Source organism: Candidatus Poriferisodalis sp. (assembly GCF_965262965.1).
Taxonomy (GTDB): domain Bacteria; phylum Actinomycetota; class Acidimicrobiia; order Acidimicrobiales; family Poriferisodalaceae; genus Poriferisodalis.
On record NZ_OZ253573.1, the window covers coordinates 2,187,844 to 2,204,298 of the forward strand.

Consider the following 16,455-nt stretch of genomic DNA (forward strand, 5'->3'; position numbering starts at 1 on the left):
CGTGATCTGACCGGCCGGGATGAACTGTCGCCGCGCCTCGGCGTGCAGCCTATGAACGGGTTGCGGCGTCGGCGGCTTCTGATGGGTGAGCATGGTTCGTCGCTGGCTGCAGGCTCCCGCAATACACGTTGAGCTCGTCACCGCGAGCGAAGCCCGCAAGCGTCATGCTGGCGGCTCGGGCTGCCTCGATGGCCAACGAGCTGGGCGCGCTGACCGCGACCAACGTGCCGATTCCGGCCGCCCATGCCTTCTGCACCATCTCGAAGCTGGCCCGACCGCTGACAAACAGGGCCGTGTGCCCGCTGTCGTCGCGTCCGTCGAGCAAGCGTCGCCCGATCACCTTGTCGACCGCGTTGTGCCGTCCGATGTCCTCGCGCACGATGTCAATCCGGCCTGAGGCGTCGAACGTCGCTGCAGCGTGCAATCCGCCGGTGCGGCCGAACATCTCCTGAGTAGCAGGCACTGCCGCAACCGCCGTCGTGACAGCGTCGACGCTGAACCGGCTCGTGCCGAGGATCGGGCCGAGGCGGGCGGCCATGTCCACGATGGTGGTGCTGCCGCAGATGCCGCACGCGGCGCTCACGTTGCCCAGCCGGGGCGTCGGCACGGGCGCCATCCCGCCGGTCTCGACAGTCACAACGTTGTATTCGAACTCCGCGGCCGGCCCCTCGCCGCAATAGCGCACGCCCGTGACGGCCGCACCGCCGAGCAGACCGTCACCCGCGCAGAAACCGACCGCGAGTTCGTAGTCGTGTCCAGGCGTGCGCATCGTCGTGGCGACGAGATGGCCGTCGAGACGAATCTCGAGCGGCTCCTCCACCACGACTTCATCAGGTGAGCGACCCCACTCGCCGCCCCGCAGCCGATCCACCAGCACCCTCGCTGTGCGTCCCCGCCGCATCCGGTCAGGGTACCCCCGCCCTCAGATCGCTTCGCCCTGAGACGCGAAGCGGCCCGGGCGTTAGGCCCGGGCCGCTCGGGTGTTGGCGGTGTGTCGAAGAGATTCTCGGCTAGAAGTCCATGTCCGGCATGCCGCCACCGCCGCCCGAGTCGGGCTCGTTGCAGATCACTGCCTCGGTGGTGAGGAACAGTGCTGCGATCGACGCGGCGTTCTGCAGCGCGGACAATGTCACCATGGCAGCGTCGATGACGCCGGCCTCGACGAGATCCTCGTAATCGCCAGTTGCAGCGTTGAGGCCGCTGGCACCGTCGAGTTCGCGGACCTTGGCGACGACCACGCCACCCTCGAGACCCGCGTTCTCAGCAATCTGCTTGAGCGGTCCTGCGAGGGAGCGCTGCACCAGCCGAGCGCCGGTGGCGGTATCGCCATCCAGCTTGTCGGCGGCTGCTCCGACCGCAGCTTCGGCCCGAATCAGCGTCACGCCGCCGCCAGCCACCACGCCGGACTCGATGGCCGCCTTGGTGGTGCTGACTGCGTCCTCGATGCGGTGCTTCTTTTCCTTCAGCTCGACCTCGGTGGCCGCGCCGACACGGAGCACCGCGACGCCGCCGGACAGCTTGGCCAGCCGCTCCTGCAGCTTCTCGCGGTCGTAATCGGAGTCGGTGTTCTCGATCTCGTTCTTGATCTGCTCGATGCGTCCCGCAACCTCAGCCTGATCGCCCGAACCCTCGATGATCGTCGTCTCGTCCTTGGTCACCACGACACGGCGGGCCGTGCCCAGCAAGTCGAGCGTGGTGTTCTCAAGCTTGAGGCCCACATCCTCGCTGATGACCTGGCCGCCGGTGAGGATCGCCATGTCGGCGAGCATCGCCTTGCGCCGGTCGCCGAACCCGGGGGCCTTCACCGCAACCGAGCGGAAGGTGCCGCGGATCTTGTTGACGACGATCGTGGCGAGCGCCTCGCCCTCGACGTCCTCAGCGATGACCACAAGGGGCTTGCCCGACTGCGTCACCTTCTCGAGCACGGGCAGCACGTCGCGGACCGCGGAGATCTTGCCCTGCATGAACAGCAGGTACGGCTCGTCGAGCACGGCTTCCTGGGTGTCGGGATCGGTGACGAAGTAGGGCGAGATGTAGCCCTTGTCGAAGCGCATGCCCTCGACGAGATCCATCTCGAGGCCGAAGGTCTGCGACTCTTCGACGGTGATCACGCCGTCCTTGCCGACCTTGTCGAATGCGTCGCTGATCAGCTCGCCGATCGCGCTGTCGGCTGCGGAGATCGCCGCTACCTGGGCGACGTGAGTCTTTGAATCGGTGACGCTGATGGACATCTCCTCGATTGCGGCCACGGCGGCGTCGACACCGGCCTCGATGCCCCGCTTGAGGGCCATCGGGTTGGCGCCTGCAGCGACATTGCGCAGACCGTCGCGCACCATCGTCCACGCCAGCACAGTGGCAGTGGTGGTGCCGTCACCTGCGACGTCGTCGGTCTTTTTCGCGACTTCCTTGACGAGCTCGGCACCGATTCGCTCGACGGGATCCTCGAGCTCGATGTCCTTCGCGATGGACACACCGTCGTTGGTGATTGTGGGCGCGCCCCACTTCTTGTCGAGCACGACGTTGCGCCCCTTCGGACCCAGCGTGACGCGAACTGCGTCAGCGAGCTGGTTCATGCCCGATTCCAGCGCGCGGCGGGCTTCGTCGTCGAACGTAATCATCTTGGCCATATCGACCGGCTCCTGTAGTCAGCTAGCTCCCCAACGGGGCACCCGGAACGGCCGTCCCGGGCGGTGATTGCGAGCGTGCCGCGTTGCCGATGCACGCCCGCGCAACAGTTAGCACTCTACGGCTGAGAGTGCTAACCGCCAACTTCGCGAGCACGATCCGCTGCCAGTTCGGCGGCGGCGTCTCGCACGGCTCCGAGCGTGTCGCTCGTCGACCGCTCCATCCCGTAGCGCTCACTCAGCACAACGAGCTGGGAATCCGCAGACGCATGTTCCGCAAGCTCGATCCCGGGCTCGCGCGCGCCGACGATGACGGCCAACGGAACCCCGGCTTCGGCAGCAAGGCGGGCAACGCCGCCCACGACCTTGCCGTCGAATGAGCCAGCATCGAGCCGACCTTCGCCGGTGATCACCAAGTCGGCGGTTGCGATGGCCTCACCGAGTCCGACCTCGGACGCGACCACATCGAAGCCCTCGGCGAGCTCGGCGCGCAGGCCTGCTGCCAGTCCGCCCGCAAGGCCGCCCGCTGCGCCGGCGCGCGGCATCTCGCTCACGTCGACGTCGTATCGCTCCCGATAGAGGTCGACGAGGCGGTCGAGGCGGCGGGTCAACAGTTTGATCTGCGGTGGTGTCGCGCCCTTCTGCGGTCCGAAGATCCGGGCTGCGTCGCAGAAACGCGTCCGCACATCGCAGGCCACCTGCACCGAGACGCCCGCCAACCGGGCGAGCGGTGCCATCGCGTCGAGCGCGCCGAGGCCGCCGTCGGTGGTCGCGGATCCTCCGACCCCCACAATGACGCGTCGAGCGCCGGATGCGACTGCCTCGGCGATCAGCTCGCCAGTGCCGGCAGTGGTGGCCGCAAGCGGATCGTTGCGGGCCGCGCCACCTGCCAGGGTCAAGCCGCTCGCACGCGCCATTTCCACAATGGCCAAGTCCCCGCTCAGCCGCCATTGCGCTTCGATACGCTCGCGCAGCGGGCCGATGACCAGCGACGTGCGGTTCGGCCCACCCAGGGCGTCCAAGGTGCCCTCGCCACCGTCTGCCATCGAAAGGCAAGCCACGTCAGCCGTAGCGCGGTCGGCTCCGACTCCCGATGCCCACCCCGCCGCAATCGCCGCTGTGACTTCGTCGGCGGACGCGGTGCCGCGGAACTTGTCAGGGCACGCGACAACCCGGAGGCCCCGGTTACCGCTCACGAGCGGAAGGCTCTGCGCGTCGGCGTGGTCCGGACCTCTACTCGGCGAGATCGGTACCGAGCGCGATCAAGATGTCAGGCGTCTCGAATTCTTGGACGGCAGCGGTGTCCTGCAGCATCGGGAACACGTCGTTGTCGGGATCCAGCTTCAGGACTTCGGCGATGACGCGAGCCTCAAGAAGCGAACCTGGCTGGTGGTAGATGCGCGTTCGATCGAGCGGCGTACCGACGTAGTTCGTCGGCGACTTGGTGATGTAACTCAGCGCCTTGAAGCGGTCGGTGACCCGGCCGGCGGCGCCACGCACGGTCGTGGAATTCGCGACCTGAACGGAAACCTCAGACACCTGACGCGGCTGAAAGCCCTCGACTCCTGCCGCTGTCGTCGTTGTTGCGACGATGGTCGACGCCGTGGGCGGGGTGGTCGTCACGGTGCCGTCGGCTAGCGGGGCGGCGGTTGTCGGTGCGGGCGCCTGCGTCGCTGACGGCAGCGTTTCGCCTGGCACGACGGGCGGAGCTGTCTCGGTTGCGGTGACCTCGTCAGGATCGTCGACTGAGCGCAGGAGCAACACGCCGACCACAACTGCCACCAGCACCAGCAGCAGTCCGCGCACGGCCGCGCCGCTGTTGGTTTCGCCGGCTTGGCTGTTCATCGGGTGACCTCCCGTCGATGTGCGCCCAACTGGGCACGGCTTGCCCCGCGCTCGGTGTGGGCTGCAGACCGCGGAGCGAGCCGCATCGAAGCGACAACCCTGCGAGCGTAGGGCCAAACAAGCCCTTTGGGGTGTACCCCCGCCCAATGCTCACAGAGCTCACGCGCTCGCTGCGGGAGAACCCCGAAGTCAGACGTGCCGTCGATGGCCGCGTAGGTTGCACGCTGATGAAGATCACCGTTGTGGAGCATCCCGCCGCAGCAATGCACCTCGCTCGTCTTCGCAGTACCGACACTGGACGCGACGAGTTCCGGCAACACCTCGATGCGCTGGCGACCGTGCTGGTCGTCGAGGCCTTGGCAGACGTCGCGGCAATTCCGACGCGAGTCGAAACACCGTTGGGAACCGCTGACGGCATGAGGATCGAGCCGATGCCGACGCTGGTGCCAGTCCTGCGCGCCGGCCTCGGAATGCTTGACGCGGCGCTCCGGCTCGTGCCCGAAGCGCCCGTCGGATTCCTGGGTACACAGCGCATCGAGTCGTCCGAGACCTTGAGCGTGGATCACCGTCACTACCTCGAGACGCTGCCCGCTGATGTCGGTGATCGCCCGGCGATCGTGCTCGATCCGATGCTGGCGACCGGTGGGACGCTGATCGACGCCTGCATCACCCTGTGCGACGCCGGCGCCAGGCCTCTGACCGTCGTGTGCGCGCTGGCCGCGCCCGAAGGCGTTGCGGCACTGCAGGCCGCGGGCGCAGGGCGCTTCGAGGCCCATGTCGTCACTGCGGCCATAGACAGCCACCTCGACGAGCGGGCCTACATCGTGCCCGGGCTCGGAGACGCAGGCGACCGGCTTTACGGCACCTCGTAGCGGGGCACTGCCTGACGGGCCACGGCCTCGCTGTCGACGTCGCGCTCGCCCCGGCGACTCGCTGCGGGTCCGCTCGGCCTCGTGAGCTGGGCCGCAGTCGGCAGGCTGGGCTGCGCGCCGTCGACAGTGACCGCCGCCGCACCCGCACGCACGGCCAGTTCCGCCGCGGCGGCTGGATCGCTGCCCAACGCCATGCTCACTGCGAACGCTGCGGCGAAGGCGTCGCCGGCTCCGGTGGCATCGCGCACCGTGACCTTCGGCGCCGCCACCTCGACACCACGGTCCTGGCCGCCTACGGAGCCCAAGTGCACCGCGCAGCCGTGCTCGCCACGCGTCTCGACGAGCACGGCATCCGGACGCAGGTCGCACATGCCGCCGTCGCGATGTGCCTGCAACTGCGCTGATTCCTGGCGGTTGACGATGACGACATCGGCGAGGGGAACGACCATCGGAGCGACATCGTTGTAGGGAGCAGGGTTGAACACCACCAGTGTCTGGTTTGCGCGGGCGATCCTCGCCGCGGCATACGCCGCAGCAGCACCGACTTCACCCTGCAAGAGCAGCGCATCGGCGGCTGAGATCTCACCAGAGGCCTCGGTGACACCATCGGGATCGAGCCAGGCGTTCGCCCCAGCCGCCACGATGATCGACACGTCGGTGTCGTCGACCGTGATGACCGCCAAGCCCGTCGTGTCAGGGGCCGGTGCCACATGACGGCAGTCGATGCCTTCGGCCTCGAGGCCCGCGCGCAGCCAGCGGCCCTGCTCGTCGTCGCCGACCCTTCCGATCATGACCACCTGCGCGCCCAGCCGGGCTGCGCCGACGGCTTGATTGGCTCCCTTGCCTCCCCGGAACCACGCAGCTCGGTCGGCATGGAGCGTCTCATCGGATCCTGGCCGCCGCGGCACCCAGACCGTCAGATCCGCGTTCAAGCTCCCGACGACGGCGATCCGCGGCGCAACGGAGTCAGTCGGGAGCTGAGGGTGGAATTCAATCGTCATGGCTGTCGTCGCTCGCCGAGCGCGTCGCGCAGCAGACCGCCCAGATGTCGCACGGAGTCCTCGCTGTGCACGGTGCCGATGCCTGATGGCTCGCAGGCGAGCGGTCCGGGGCGGTACCCGCGGCTGCGTAACCCCCGCTGCACAGATTCGACCAGGCCGAAATCCTCCGTCGCTGTCGTCTGCCAGTCCAAGTCGATGACCTCGTGCTGAGCCTCGGTCGGCTCGGCGCGGTCGAGCCAGAACTCCCGCACGAGCAACGTCCGATCCACCTCGAGCGGCACCCACCGGAACGTGTTGACGACCTGGCCCGGATAGCACTGAATCGCCGAGGCGGGCCACACGAAGTAGGCGACGTAGTCGTCACCCTCGTCGAAGCGCGTGTAACCGGACTGCTCGGGCGGAGCGCCCTTGGCTGCATGGCGGATTACGTCACCGTCACACCGGATCCGATAGCTGGCCGCATCAACGACACCGGCCGTGAACGAGCGGTGCACGTTCGCGCAGTGGAAGCACTCGTTGTAGTTCTCCACGGCAATCTTCCAGTTCGCCGCGATGAGATGCGTGTTGCGCCAGCTGAGCACTCGCGACGGCGCTTGCGGTGCGTTGGCCAGCAACTCCGATTCCACGCCGGGTGCGGCCTCTGCCAAGCGGGGAGCATCGTCATCGAGATTCACGTACAGGAACCCGGCCAGCCGCTCGACGCGGACCGCACGAAGTCGGATCTCGCCTACGTCCCGGCTGCGTGCATTCGCGAGTCTCCCGTCGAGGCTGTACACCCAGGCGTGATAGGGACACGTCACCAGTCCCGGAACCGACAGCTCGTCGCCGCCGGTTTGCTGCGGCGGGAACAGTTCGTGACCCCGGTGCTGGCACACGTTGTAATACGCGCCCAGCTCGCCTTCGTTGTTCACGACGAACACCGACTCGTCGCCGACGGCGGCTGTCAGCACCTGACCGTGGCGCGCGACCTGCGACTCGTGGCCCACCAGCACCCACGACCGGGCGAACACTGTGTTCAATTCGGCCGCGAAGACCCCGGGATCGGTGTAGTAGCGGGCGGCCAGCGCCCTGCTCACGGCGAATCCCCTAGCCGTCACTAGGAGGTATTCTGCCGCTTGCTGACGGCCAAACGTGACCACCACGAGGACGCATGAGCCTGCCTGACACCATGCGAGCGGCGCTGCTGGTCGGCAGCGGCGGCCCGGAAATGCTCGAAGTTCGCAGCGACGTGCCCGTGCCTGCGCCGGGTCCCCACGATGCGCTGATCCGAGTGTCGGCGTGCGGCATGAACAACACCGACATCAACACCCGCGTGGGCTGGTACAGCTGGACGGTCACCTCGGCCACGAGCGAGGGCGGCTATGCCGAAGCCAGCGCCGATGAGGCCACGTGGGACCGCACGGGACTCCGATTTCCCCGCATCCAGGGCGCCGACGTGGTGGGGCGCGTCCTGGCGGTGGGCTCGGACGTCGCAGACACTGCCGTGATCGGTCAGCGGATCATTGTCGATCCGTGTCTTCGTGATCGTGACGACCCGTCCGATCGCAGCAAGGCCGGATACCTCGGCAGCGAAGCAGACGGGGGGTTCGCCGAGTTCGCAATTGTTCCGATCGAGAATGTTCACGCGGTGCACTCGGAACTCTCTGACGTCGAGCTCGCGACATTCCCGTGCTCGTCGGTGACCGCAGAGCACATGCTGACGCGAATCGGCCTGCGAAGCGGCCAGAGCATCGCCGTCACCGGTGCCAGCGGCGGGGTGGGCAGTGCCCTGGTGCAGCTTGCGAAACGGCGCGGCGCACGCGTGGTCGCAGTGGCCGGCAGTTCGAAGATCGCCCAAGTTCACGAGATCGGCGCGGATGCCGCTGTGGCCCGCGAGACCCCGTCAGTCGCTGCCGCAGCCGTCGAGGCCAACGGCGGTCCGTTCGACGCCGTCGCCGATGTGGTGGGCGGGGACAGCTTCGCCGGCTGGCTCGATGCGCTCATGCGCGGCGGGCGTTACGTCACTGCCGGCGCCATCGGCGGGCCGATCGTGCAACTCGATCTGCGGACGCTGTACCTCAACGACCTCGAGTTCTACGGAGCCACCATTTACGAGCCGGGCATCTTCGCGGACCTCGTCGGGTACATCGAGCGCGGCGAGATCCGGCCGATCCTCGGCGGCACATATCCCCTTGAGGAGATTCATGGCGCCCAGGAGGCCTTCGGCCGCAAGCAGCACACCGGCAGCCTGGTGATCACCCTGTGAGGGGCACCCAAGGACTGCGGCATTGCGGAGCGCTCGGTCGCCATCGAGCCGAGCCCGAGGTGGGAATCGAACCCACAACCTCCGCTTTACAAGAGCGGTGCTCTGGCCGTTGAGCTACTCGGGCCGCTGGCCCAGCGTATGGCCCAGCGCTGCGGACTCAGGTCGAATTCTGAGCGCGATCGCGGGCGCGGGCGATGTCGAACAGGGCAACGGCCGTTGCCGCGGCCACGTTGAGCGACTCGATGCGCCCGTAGACCGGGATGGAGATCACCTGATCGCAACGGCGCTCGACAAGCGACGAGAGGCCTCGTCCCTCGGCGCCGACGACGACCACGACGGGTTCGTCGGCGACACGCAGGTCCTCGAGACCGTCGCTGGCGTTGCCGTCGAGTCCGATCACCCACAGGCCGGCGTCGCGCAGTTGCTTGAGCGCCGCGGGCAATCCTCCGACCTGCGCGAAGCGCAGATGCTCGATCGCCCCCGCAGCCGCCTTGACCGCTGCAGGCGTCAGGCTCGCGGAACGATGGCGACCCAGGACGACTCCCGTCGCGCCCGCCACTTCGGCGGTCCGCAAGATGGCGCCCAGGTTTCCCGGGTCGGTGACGCTGTCAGCGGCAATGAGCAGCGGAGCAGCCCCGCGATGGGGCCGAGCAAGGTCGTCGAGGGGAACCGGTCGGATCTCAGCAGCCGACGCGATGACGCCCTGCGGCGATTCGGTGAGTGCGCGGTCCCGCAGCTTGCGGCGACTGGTCTCGCGCATCGGAACGCGACGTTCTGCTGCCAAGTCGGCAATCTCTGCGAGCACTGCGGACTCGTGCGCGTCCTCGGCCAGCAAGACCTCGTGAATCTTGCGGTTGCCGGCGCGCAGCAGTTCCCGCACGGCCTGACGCCCTTCGACGTGATCGCCGCCGAGGCCGCGGGGCGCGGATTGTTCGCGACCGGCCGAGGGGTCGCGACGCTGCGCATTCGGACCGCGACGCGCACCCGCGCCACCGCGTGGCCTCGGACCGGATCCGCTGCGCTGCGGCGCGCTCGGACCGCCTCGACCTTGCGGTCGAGCGCTACGCGCTCCACCTGGGGCCGGCTGCCCTCGACGGCGTTGCGGTTGCCTGCTCATCCGGGAGTCATGCCTGTGTGTCGGATTCAAGCGTGTCGGCACCCGGCCGCGAGCACACCAGGGCCACAGCGTGCGCCACGATCCCGTCTCCGTGGCCGAGTCCTTCGGTCCGCTTGCCGCAGATCGTGACCGGTCCGCCCGCAGCGGTGCTGAGACGTTTCTGCATTTGATCGCGGTGCGGGGCGATCATCGGCCGATCACAGATGACGGTGCAGTCGGCATTGGCCAGCTGCCAGCCGTCTTCAGCGAGGCGGGCTGCGACCTGGGCCAGCATCTCGATGCTGTCAGCGTCGCGCCATCGCTCGTCGCTGTCGGGAAAGTGCACGCCGATGTCGCCGAGACCGGCTGCGCTGAGCATCGCATCGATGACGGCATGCGCAACCACATCGGCATCGCTGTGACCTGCCAGCGGCCGCTCGCCAACAATTCGGACCCCGCCGAGCACCAACGTCGGTCCAGGGTGGCTGGCAGCATCAGCGAACGGGTGCGCGTCATAGCCGTGCCCCACACGCATCGCTGGGCCGAGCCCGCCGCTGTCGGCCGTCGTCACGCTTGTTGACGCTAGAGCCCGTCGTTGGCCACGCGGGCTCGCAGCAGGGCTTCCACGATCACAAGGTCTGCCGCTGTCGTGACCTTGTGCGCCGCAGCCTCGCCCGGAATCGCCATCACCGTGCCGCCCGCCGCCTCGACCAGCGCCGCATCGTCGGTGGCTTCGGCTCGGTCGGCGTGCGCCGCCGCCAGCACCGCGCGGCGAAATGCCTGCGGCGTCTGCACCGCATACAGCCCCGCACGATCCACGGTCCCCGAAACGACACCGCCGGCGTCACTCCAGGCCGTCACCCGCTTGAGCGTGTCGCTCACCCCGAGCGCCGGCACCGCCGCGTCCGCCCCAGCCCGCACAGCCGAAATCACCGAAGCAAACAACCCCGAAGAAGCCCCCGGCCGAGCCGCGTCGTGACAAACCACAACGTCAACCCCGTCGGGAATCGTCTCAAGCCCGGCACGTACCGACGCCGATCGGCTGTCCCCACCAGCCACAACAGCATCAACACCGTCAAACGGTTGGTCAACCATCACCGCTGGCACGACAAGCGTGACCCCATCACAGCCAGCCTGCGCCGCCTCAACACTCCAAGAGATCATCGAGCGCCCGCCAATCGGCGCCGACACTTTCGTGGCGCCGTCAATCTCAGCGCCAAAGCGAGTCCCTGCGCCCGCAGCCAGCACAATCGCCCAAGCCCGAGCCACCCACTCAGTCTGGCGCGCCCGAGATCCCCACGCGACGAGCGAGCGGTTAACGAAAGGTCAGCCCGCGCCGACGGCGACCACGCAAGGCGATCACCACGACAACGACCGCAATCACCCCAATGAGGATCCACCAACCGATAGCAATTCGAGCCCCCCGGCTCGCACGCTGCGACAACCGCTCAGCCTCCTCGTCGGCTGCGGCCACTTCGGCATCGAACAGCTCGCCTGACACCAACAGCTCGCGCATGCCGCCTTCGTTCAGCGTCATGACGCCCTCGGCCGGCAGCCTCCCCGCGCCCTGCGGCACCGTCGCCTGCACGACGAGTGTCACCAGTTCGTCGAGCGGGGCACCGGCGCGTTCTTCGATCTCGGTGATCGGCATGCCGAAGAGCTCGCCCTCGAGTGCGTCCGCAGTGGCAGGGTTGACAAGCTCGCTGACCGGCCGATCGAGACCGATGCCCACCTGTAGCTGGTAGCGCACGTGTGCCCCGTCGCGTTCGGCTGTCACCGTGGCCGACCTGAACAAGCCGGCAGATCCATCCGGCGGCTGATCGATCTCGAAGAGCACCTCGGCCAGCTCACTCTGGTTCGCGAATCGCTTGACGGCGACGACCTTGAGTCGTTCGCCGACCGAGGTCTGCTGGCGCTGGCGGGTGATGTCCCAACCGACCAAGTCATCGAAAACGAGCAACTCCCCAAGATCGGGCTCCCAGCGCATCACCTCTTCGTCGAAGGTGACAGCCACGGTCACACGACCCGCCCCGTCGTGCGCCATGTCGATGTCAACACCGATGTCCGCGCGGCAGCCGACGAGCGCCGCAAACGCCGCCGCGACAAGCAGCCAACGACTGATCCGGCGTCGAATTGCCGCACTGCCTCGCCGTCGCCCTGGCGCTGCGAGCAACGGCATGTGCGGGCCTATTCGGCCGTCGCGGCCTCTTCGAGCTCGATGGGCGCTGGGTCGAAGCCCTCGATTGCGCGGAACACGATCTCGTCGTCCTCCACATCCACCACGATGATCTCGCCAGCGTGGAATTCCTTGTAGAGGATGCGCTCGCTCAGCGAATCCTCGACGTGGTGCTGAAGGGCACGTCGCAGCGGCCGGGCGCCGAGCTGCGGGTCGTATCCGTTGCGCGCCAGCCATTGCTTTGCGGCGTCGGTGAGCTCGAGCCCCAGACCCTGCGCCCGAAGCTGGTCAGAGGTGCGCTTGATCATCAGATCGACGATCTGGACGACTTCGTCGACGCTCAGCTCGTGGAACACGATGGTGTCGTCGATGCGGTTCAGGAACTCGGGTCGGAAGTGCGACTTGAGCGCATCGTTGACCTTTTCCTTCATGCGGTCGTAGCTGGCGTCCTCATCGGCCGTCGCGAATCCGACGCGCGACTTGCGCAGGTCGGCAGTGCCGAGATTCGAGGTCATGATGAGCACGGCGTTGCGGAAATCGACCGAGCGGCCCTGCGCGTCGGTCAGCCTGCCTTCTTCGAGGATCTGCAGCAGCGTGTTGAACACGTCCGGGTGGGCCTTCTCGACCTCGTCGAACAACACCACCGAGAACGGCTTGCGCCGCACGGCTTCGGTCAGCTGCCCGCCCTCGTCGTAGCCGACATAGCCGGGAGGCGCGCCGACGAGGCGGCTCACCGTGAACTTGTCCATGTACTCGGACATGTCGAGGCTGACCAGCGAGTCTTCGTCGCCGAAGAGGAACTCCGCCAGCGTCTTGGCCAACTCGGTCTTGCCGACGCCCGACGGTCCCAAGAAGATGAACGATCCCCCGGGGCGCTTTGGATCTTTCAGGCCCGCGCGGGTGCGGCGAATTGCCTGACTCACGGCCTTGATGGCGTCGTGCTGACCGATGACCCGCTTGTGCAGCGCGTCCTCCATCTTGAGGAGCTTCTGGGTCTCCTCCTCGGTCAGCTTGTACACCGGAATGCCGGTCCAGATCGAGAGCACCTCGGCGATGGCCTCCTCGTCGACCTCGTCGAACAGGTCGTGCCCCTCGGCTTTGGCCTTGGCGAGGACCTCGGTGCGGAGTTCGAGCAGCTCCTTTTCCTCGTCACGAAGCTCGCCGGCCGTCTCGAAATCCTGAGACTCGACGGCTTGTTTCTTGCGCTCGGTGACGTCGGACAGCTTCGACTCGATCTCTTTGAAATCGGGCGGCGTCGACATGCGCTTGATGCGCAGCCGCGAGCCCGCCTCGTCGATCAGATCGATGGCCTTGTCGGGCAGGTGCCGGTCGGCGATGTAGCGGTCTGCCAGATTCGCGGCAGCCACGAGCGCCTGATCGGTGATCGTGACGCGGTGGTGCTGCTCGTAGCGATCGCGCAACCCTTTGAGGATCTCGATGGTGTGGCTGAGCGTGGGCTCGTCCACCTTGATGGGCTGGAAGCGACGTTCGAGCGCAGCGTCCTTCTCGAGGTACTTGCGGTACTCCTCGAGCGTGGTCGCGCCGATGGTCTGCAGCTCGCCTCGCGCCAGCATCGGCTTGAGGATCGAGGCGGCGTCGATTGCGCCCTCGGCGGCACCGGCGCCGACCAGCGTGTGCAGCTCGTCGATGAACAAGATGATGTCGCCGCGCGTGCGGATCTCCTTGAGAACCTTCTTGAGGCGTTCCTCGAAGTCGCCGCGGTAGCGCGAACCAGCAACGAGGGCGCCCAAGTCGAGCGTGTAGAGCTGCTTGTCGCGCAACAGCTCGGGGACGTCGTTCGCCACGATCTTCTGGGCGAGTCCCTCGACGATCGCTGTCTTGCCCACGCCGGGCTCGCCGACGAGGACGGGGTTGTTCTTGGTGCGGCGGGAGAGCACCTGCATGACGCGCTCTGTCTCGCGTAGCCGTCCGATCACCGGGTCAAGCTTCTTGGCGCGCGCATCAGAAGTCAGATTGCGGCCGAATTGATCGAGCACCAGCGAGCCGCTCTGGCCGCCTTGCTCGCTGCCTTGGCCCGACGACGCACCGACAGACTCCCGGCCGCTGCCCGAGCCGCTGTAGCCCGACAGCTGCTGGATGACCTCTTGACGGACCTTCGACAGGTCGGCGCCAAGCTTCACCAGCACTTGCGCGGCGACACCTTCGCCTTCTCGGATAAGGCCCAGCAGCACGTGCTCGGTGCCGATGTAGTTGTGGCCGAGTTGCAGCGCCTCGCGCAGCGAAAGCTCGAGCACTTTCTTGGCGCGAGGCGTGAAGGGGATGTGGCCGCTGGGCGACGAGGTGCCCTGACCGATGATCTCCTCAACTTGGCTGCGCACCGCTTCGAGCGAGATGCCCAACGACTCGAGCGCCTGCGCGGCCACGCCCTCGCCTTCGTGGATCAGCCCGAGCAGGATGTGCTCGGTGCCGATGTAGTTGTGGTTGAGCAGGCGCGCTTCTTCTTGCGCCAGCACCACCACTCGGCGGGCCCGATCGGTGAATCGTTCGAACACTGGGCCTCCCTGTCTGAGCCCTCCACGATGGGCTTCGGGTCAGGTGTCAGCAGTGTAACGCTGCCCTCCGAGATCACTCCGTCGGCAGAAACGGCCCGCTGGCCGCAGAACCGCCGAGGGTGGCATCGGTGCTGTGGTCGTTTACGGTTGCGCCGTGGCGCCCCTTTCCCCGCTGCAGGCACGACCCAACTCCGACGAGGACCTGGCCCGCGTCGAAGCCGCTTTGCGCGCCGCGGCAGTCACCAACGACGACTTCTTGACCGAGGTGACCTCGCATCTCATTCCGGCAGGTGGCAAGCGTCTGCGCCCCGCATTCGTCATCGCCTCGGCACTTGCGCTCGACCCCGACGGAGCGGCACCGGGTGCTGTGACCAACGACATGGTGTGCGGCGGTGTCGCCGTCGAGCTCGTCCATCTGGGATCGCTGTACCACGACGACGTGATGGACGATGCCCAGACGCGACGCGGCATCGAGGCAGTGAACCATCGCTGGGGGAACCTCAAGGCAATCCTGGCCGGCGACTTCCTGCTGGCGAAGGCATCCGAGCTCGCCGCGTCGCTCGGCACCGAGGTCGCCGCTTTGCTGGCGGCAACCATCGGTCGGCTCTGCGAAGGCCAGGTGCGCGAGCTGCAGTTGATCTATGACATCAACCGAACCGAAGAGCAGTACTTGCTGGCAATCCGCGGCAAGACGGCGGAGCTGTACGCCACTGCGTGCCGCATCGGCGGGCTGGTGGCAGGCGCGGATCGAGACGTGCTCGAACGCCTCTCGACCTTCGGGCGCGCCTACGGAATGGCGTTCCAGATTGTCGACGACGTGCTGGATCTCGTGGCGTCGGACGAAGAGCTCGGCAAGCCGTCAGGCAATGACCTGCGCGAGGGCGTGTACACGCTGCCGGTGATCCGCATGCTGGCCGGCGGGCATCCAGTTGCGGACCTGCTGGGTCATCCGATGGACGATTCCCAGCGCGACCAAGCGCGGGCCGTCGTGGTTGCCGGGTCGGAGATCGCGACGTCGGTGACCACGGCGCGCGACTACGCGGCAGATGCACTCGAGGCGCTATCAGGATTCGAGGCAACCCCCGGCATCGTGGGCATGCGGGGTGCGGCCTCGAACCTGCCGGGTGCGCTGGGATCTCTCGCAACCGGCCCCGCTGTGTCTGGCGCTGGCCGGCTGTGACCGATTCGGTCCCGCTGCCGGCGTGGCCGATCCAGCGGCGATATCGGCACGCGTCCTGGAATCCCGGCCGGGGCCCGTGCTGGGCGTGGGGCACGCGGACGTTCGTGATGGGCATCATCAACGCGACCGACGACTCGTTCTCGGGCGACGGTGTGGCCGACCGGCTCGATGACGCCGTCGCACTTGCCCGGGAACTCGTCGAGGGGGGCGCCGACATCATCGACATCGGCGGGGCATCGAGCCGACCCAGAGCCGAGCCGACGCCGGTAGCCGTCGAACGCCGCCGAGCGGTTCGTGTGATCGAAGCTGTGCGTTGCGAGCTGGACCGTCTCGGAATCGACATCCCGATCTCGGTGGATACGACCACTGCCGCGGTGGCCGAACCAGCGCTCACCGCCGGTGCGGACGTGGTGAACGACATCACCGGATTCCGGACGGATCCCGAGCTGGCGCCCCTGGTGGCGCGCCACGGTGCCGGGGCGGTCCTGATGCACAACCAACGTGGACGTGAGCACACCGATCTCATCGCCGACGTGACGACTGGACTCAACATCAGCCTTGATATCTGTGCCGCTGCCGGGGTCGGCGCCGACCGCATCGTTGCCGACCCCGGGTTCGGATTCGGGTTCGGGGTCTCACAGAATCTTGAGCTGATGCGCCGACTGCCCGAATTGTGGCCGCTGGATTTGCCGTTGCTGATCGGCACGTCGCGCAAGTCCACTGTCGGGGCGATCACCAACACCGGGATCGACGACCGCCTGTTCGGGACCGCCGCGACCATCACCGCCGCTATCTGCGCGGGCATCGATGTCGTTCGAGTCCATGATGCCGCCCAAATGACCCAGGCGATACGGATGACCGACGCGATCGTCCGACCCGCCCGCTGAGAGGCTGAGCCCCCGG

The 16,455-nt window shown here is 67.4% G+C and carries 15 protein-coding genes and 1 tRNA gene; 4 read left to right on the top strand and 12 right to left on the bottom strand.

From position 1 onward, the window contains the following. Positions 1-49: 49 nt before the first annotated feature. The 4 genes from fdhD to ACQY5K_RS10455 all read right to left on the bottom strand — a co-directional run bounded on the left by fdhD (position 50) and on the right by ACQY5K_RS10455 (position 4,469). Entirely contained in the window at positions 50-901 is an 852-nt protein-coding gene (gene fdhD, locus ACQY5K_RS10440; protein ID WP_428114841.1) for a formate dehydrogenase accessory sulfurtransferase FdhD, read from the bottom strand. Positions 902-1,010: 109 nt separating this feature from the next. Beyond that, the gene (gene groL, locus ACQY5K_RS10445) at positions 1,011-2,627 is read right to left on the bottom strand and encodes a chaperonin GroEL (protein WP_428114844.1); all 1,617 of its coding nucleotides are present in this window, start codon (positions 2,625-2,627) and stop codon (positions 1,011-1,013) included. 131 nt (positions 2,628-2,758) lie between these two features. Then, the gene (locus tag ACQY5K_RS10450) at positions 2,759-3,820 is read right to left on the bottom strand and encodes a glycerate kinase family protein (protein ID WP_428114845.1); all 1,062 of its coding nucleotides are present in this window, start codon (positions 3,818-3,820) and stop codon (positions 2,759-2,761) included. A 37-nt stretch (positions 3,821-3,857) separates the two neighbouring features. Continuing rightward, on the bottom strand, positions 3,858-4,469 hold the full coding sequence (locus ACQY5K_RS10455; protein WP_428114847.1) for a LytR C-terminal domain-containing protein: 612 nt from the start codon (positions 4,467-4,469) through the stop codon (positions 3,858-3,860). A 227-nt stretch (positions 4,470-4,696) separates the two neighbouring features. Here ACQY5K_RS10455 and upp point away from each other — a divergent pair, with 227 nt between their 5' ends. After that, positions 4,697-5,341 (top strand): uracil phosphoribosyltransferase, encoded by a 645-nt coding sequence (upp, locus tag ACQY5K_RS10460; RefSeq protein ID WP_428114849.1) that lies wholly within the window; start codon positions 4,697-4,699, stop codon positions 5,339-5,341. Here upp and ACQY5K_RS10465 read toward each other — a convergent pair. Beyond that, entirely contained in the window at positions 5,326-6,342 is a 1,017-nt protein-coding gene (locus ACQY5K_RS10465; protein WP_428114852.1) for a PfkB family carbohydrate kinase, read from the bottom strand. The genes upp and ACQY5K_RS10465 overlap by 16 nt on opposite strands. Then, positions 6,339-7,418: an aromatic ring-hydroxylating oxygenase subunit alpha gene (locus tag ACQY5K_RS10470; RefSeq protein WP_428114855.1), complete on the bottom strand. Its 1,080-nt coding sequence runs from the start codon at positions 7,416-7,418 to the stop codon at positions 6,339-6,341. Before ACQY5K_RS10470 ends, ACQY5K_RS10465 begins: the two co-directional genes overlap by 4 nt. A 74-nt stretch (positions 7,419-7,492) precedes the next feature. Here ACQY5K_RS10470 and ACQY5K_RS10475 point away from each other — a divergent pair, with 74 nt between their 5' ends. Further along, a complete protein-coding gene (locus ACQY5K_RS10475; RefSeq protein ID WP_428114858.1) occupies positions 7,493-8,587 on the top strand; it encodes an alcohol dehydrogenase family protein in 1,095 nt (364 codons plus the stop codon). A gap of 51 nt (positions 8,588-8,638) precedes the next feature. Here ACQY5K_RS10475 and ACQY5K_RS10480 read toward each other — a convergent pair. The 6 genes from ACQY5K_RS10480 to ACQY5K_RS10505 form a co-directional block, all read right to left on the bottom strand. Beyond that, positions 8,639-8,711: transfer RNA gene (locus ACQY5K_RS10480), tRNA-Thr, on the bottom strand. A gap of 33 nt (positions 8,712-8,744) precedes the next feature. After that, complete coding sequence (gene rlmB / locus ACQY5K_RS10485) at positions 8,745-9,704, bottom strand: 23S rRNA (guanosine(2251)-2'-O)-methyltransferase RlmB (protein WP_419921858.1); 960 nt, start codon at positions 9,702-9,704, stop codon at positions 8,745-8,747. Positions 9,705-9,711: 7 nt separating this feature from the next. Beyond that, on the bottom strand, positions 9,712-10,254 hold the full coding sequence (gene ispF / locus ACQY5K_RS10490) for a 2-C-methyl-D-erythritol 2,4-cyclodiphosphate synthase (RefSeq protein ID WP_428114859.1): 543 nt from the start codon (positions 10,252-10,254) through the stop codon (positions 9,712-9,714). An 11-nt stretch (positions 10,255-10,265) separates the two neighbouring features. After that, a complete protein-coding gene (locus ACQY5K_RS10495; RefSeq protein ID WP_428114860.1) occupies positions 10,266-10,952 on the bottom strand; it encodes an IspD/TarI family cytidylyltransferase in 687 nt (228 codons plus the stop codon). 46 nt (positions 10,953-10,998) lie between these two features. After that, positions 10,999-11,862, bottom strand: coding sequence for a hypothetical protein (locus ACQY5K_RS10500; RefSeq protein WP_428114862.1), 864 nt, complete (start codon positions 11,860-11,862; stop codon positions 10,999-11,001). A gap of 8 nt (positions 11,863-11,870) precedes the next feature. Next, a complete protein-coding gene (locus ACQY5K_RS10505; protein WP_428114863.1) occupies positions 11,871-14,372 on the bottom strand; it encodes an ATP-dependent Clp protease ATP-binding subunit in 2,502 nt (833 codons plus the stop codon). Positions 14,373-14,526: 154 nt separating this feature from the next. Between ACQY5K_RS10505 and ACQY5K_RS10510 the strand changes: the two genes are divergently transcribed. Both ACQY5K_RS10510 and folP read left to right on the top strand, forming a co-directional pair. Continuing rightward, on the top strand, positions 14,527-15,552 hold the full coding sequence (locus ACQY5K_RS10510) for a polyprenyl synthetase family protein (RefSeq protein ID WP_428114865.1): 1,026 nt from the start codon (positions 14,527-14,529) through the stop codon (positions 15,550-15,552). Further along, the gene (gene folP, locus ACQY5K_RS10515) at positions 15,549-16,439 is read left to right on the top strand and encodes a dihydropteroate synthase (protein WP_428114866.1); all 891 of its coding nucleotides are present in this window, start codon (positions 15,549-15,551) and stop codon (positions 16,437-16,439) included. The genes ACQY5K_RS10510 and folP overlap by 4 nt, the downstream gene beginning before the upstream one ends. Positions 16,440-16,455 lie beyond the last annotated feature (16 nt).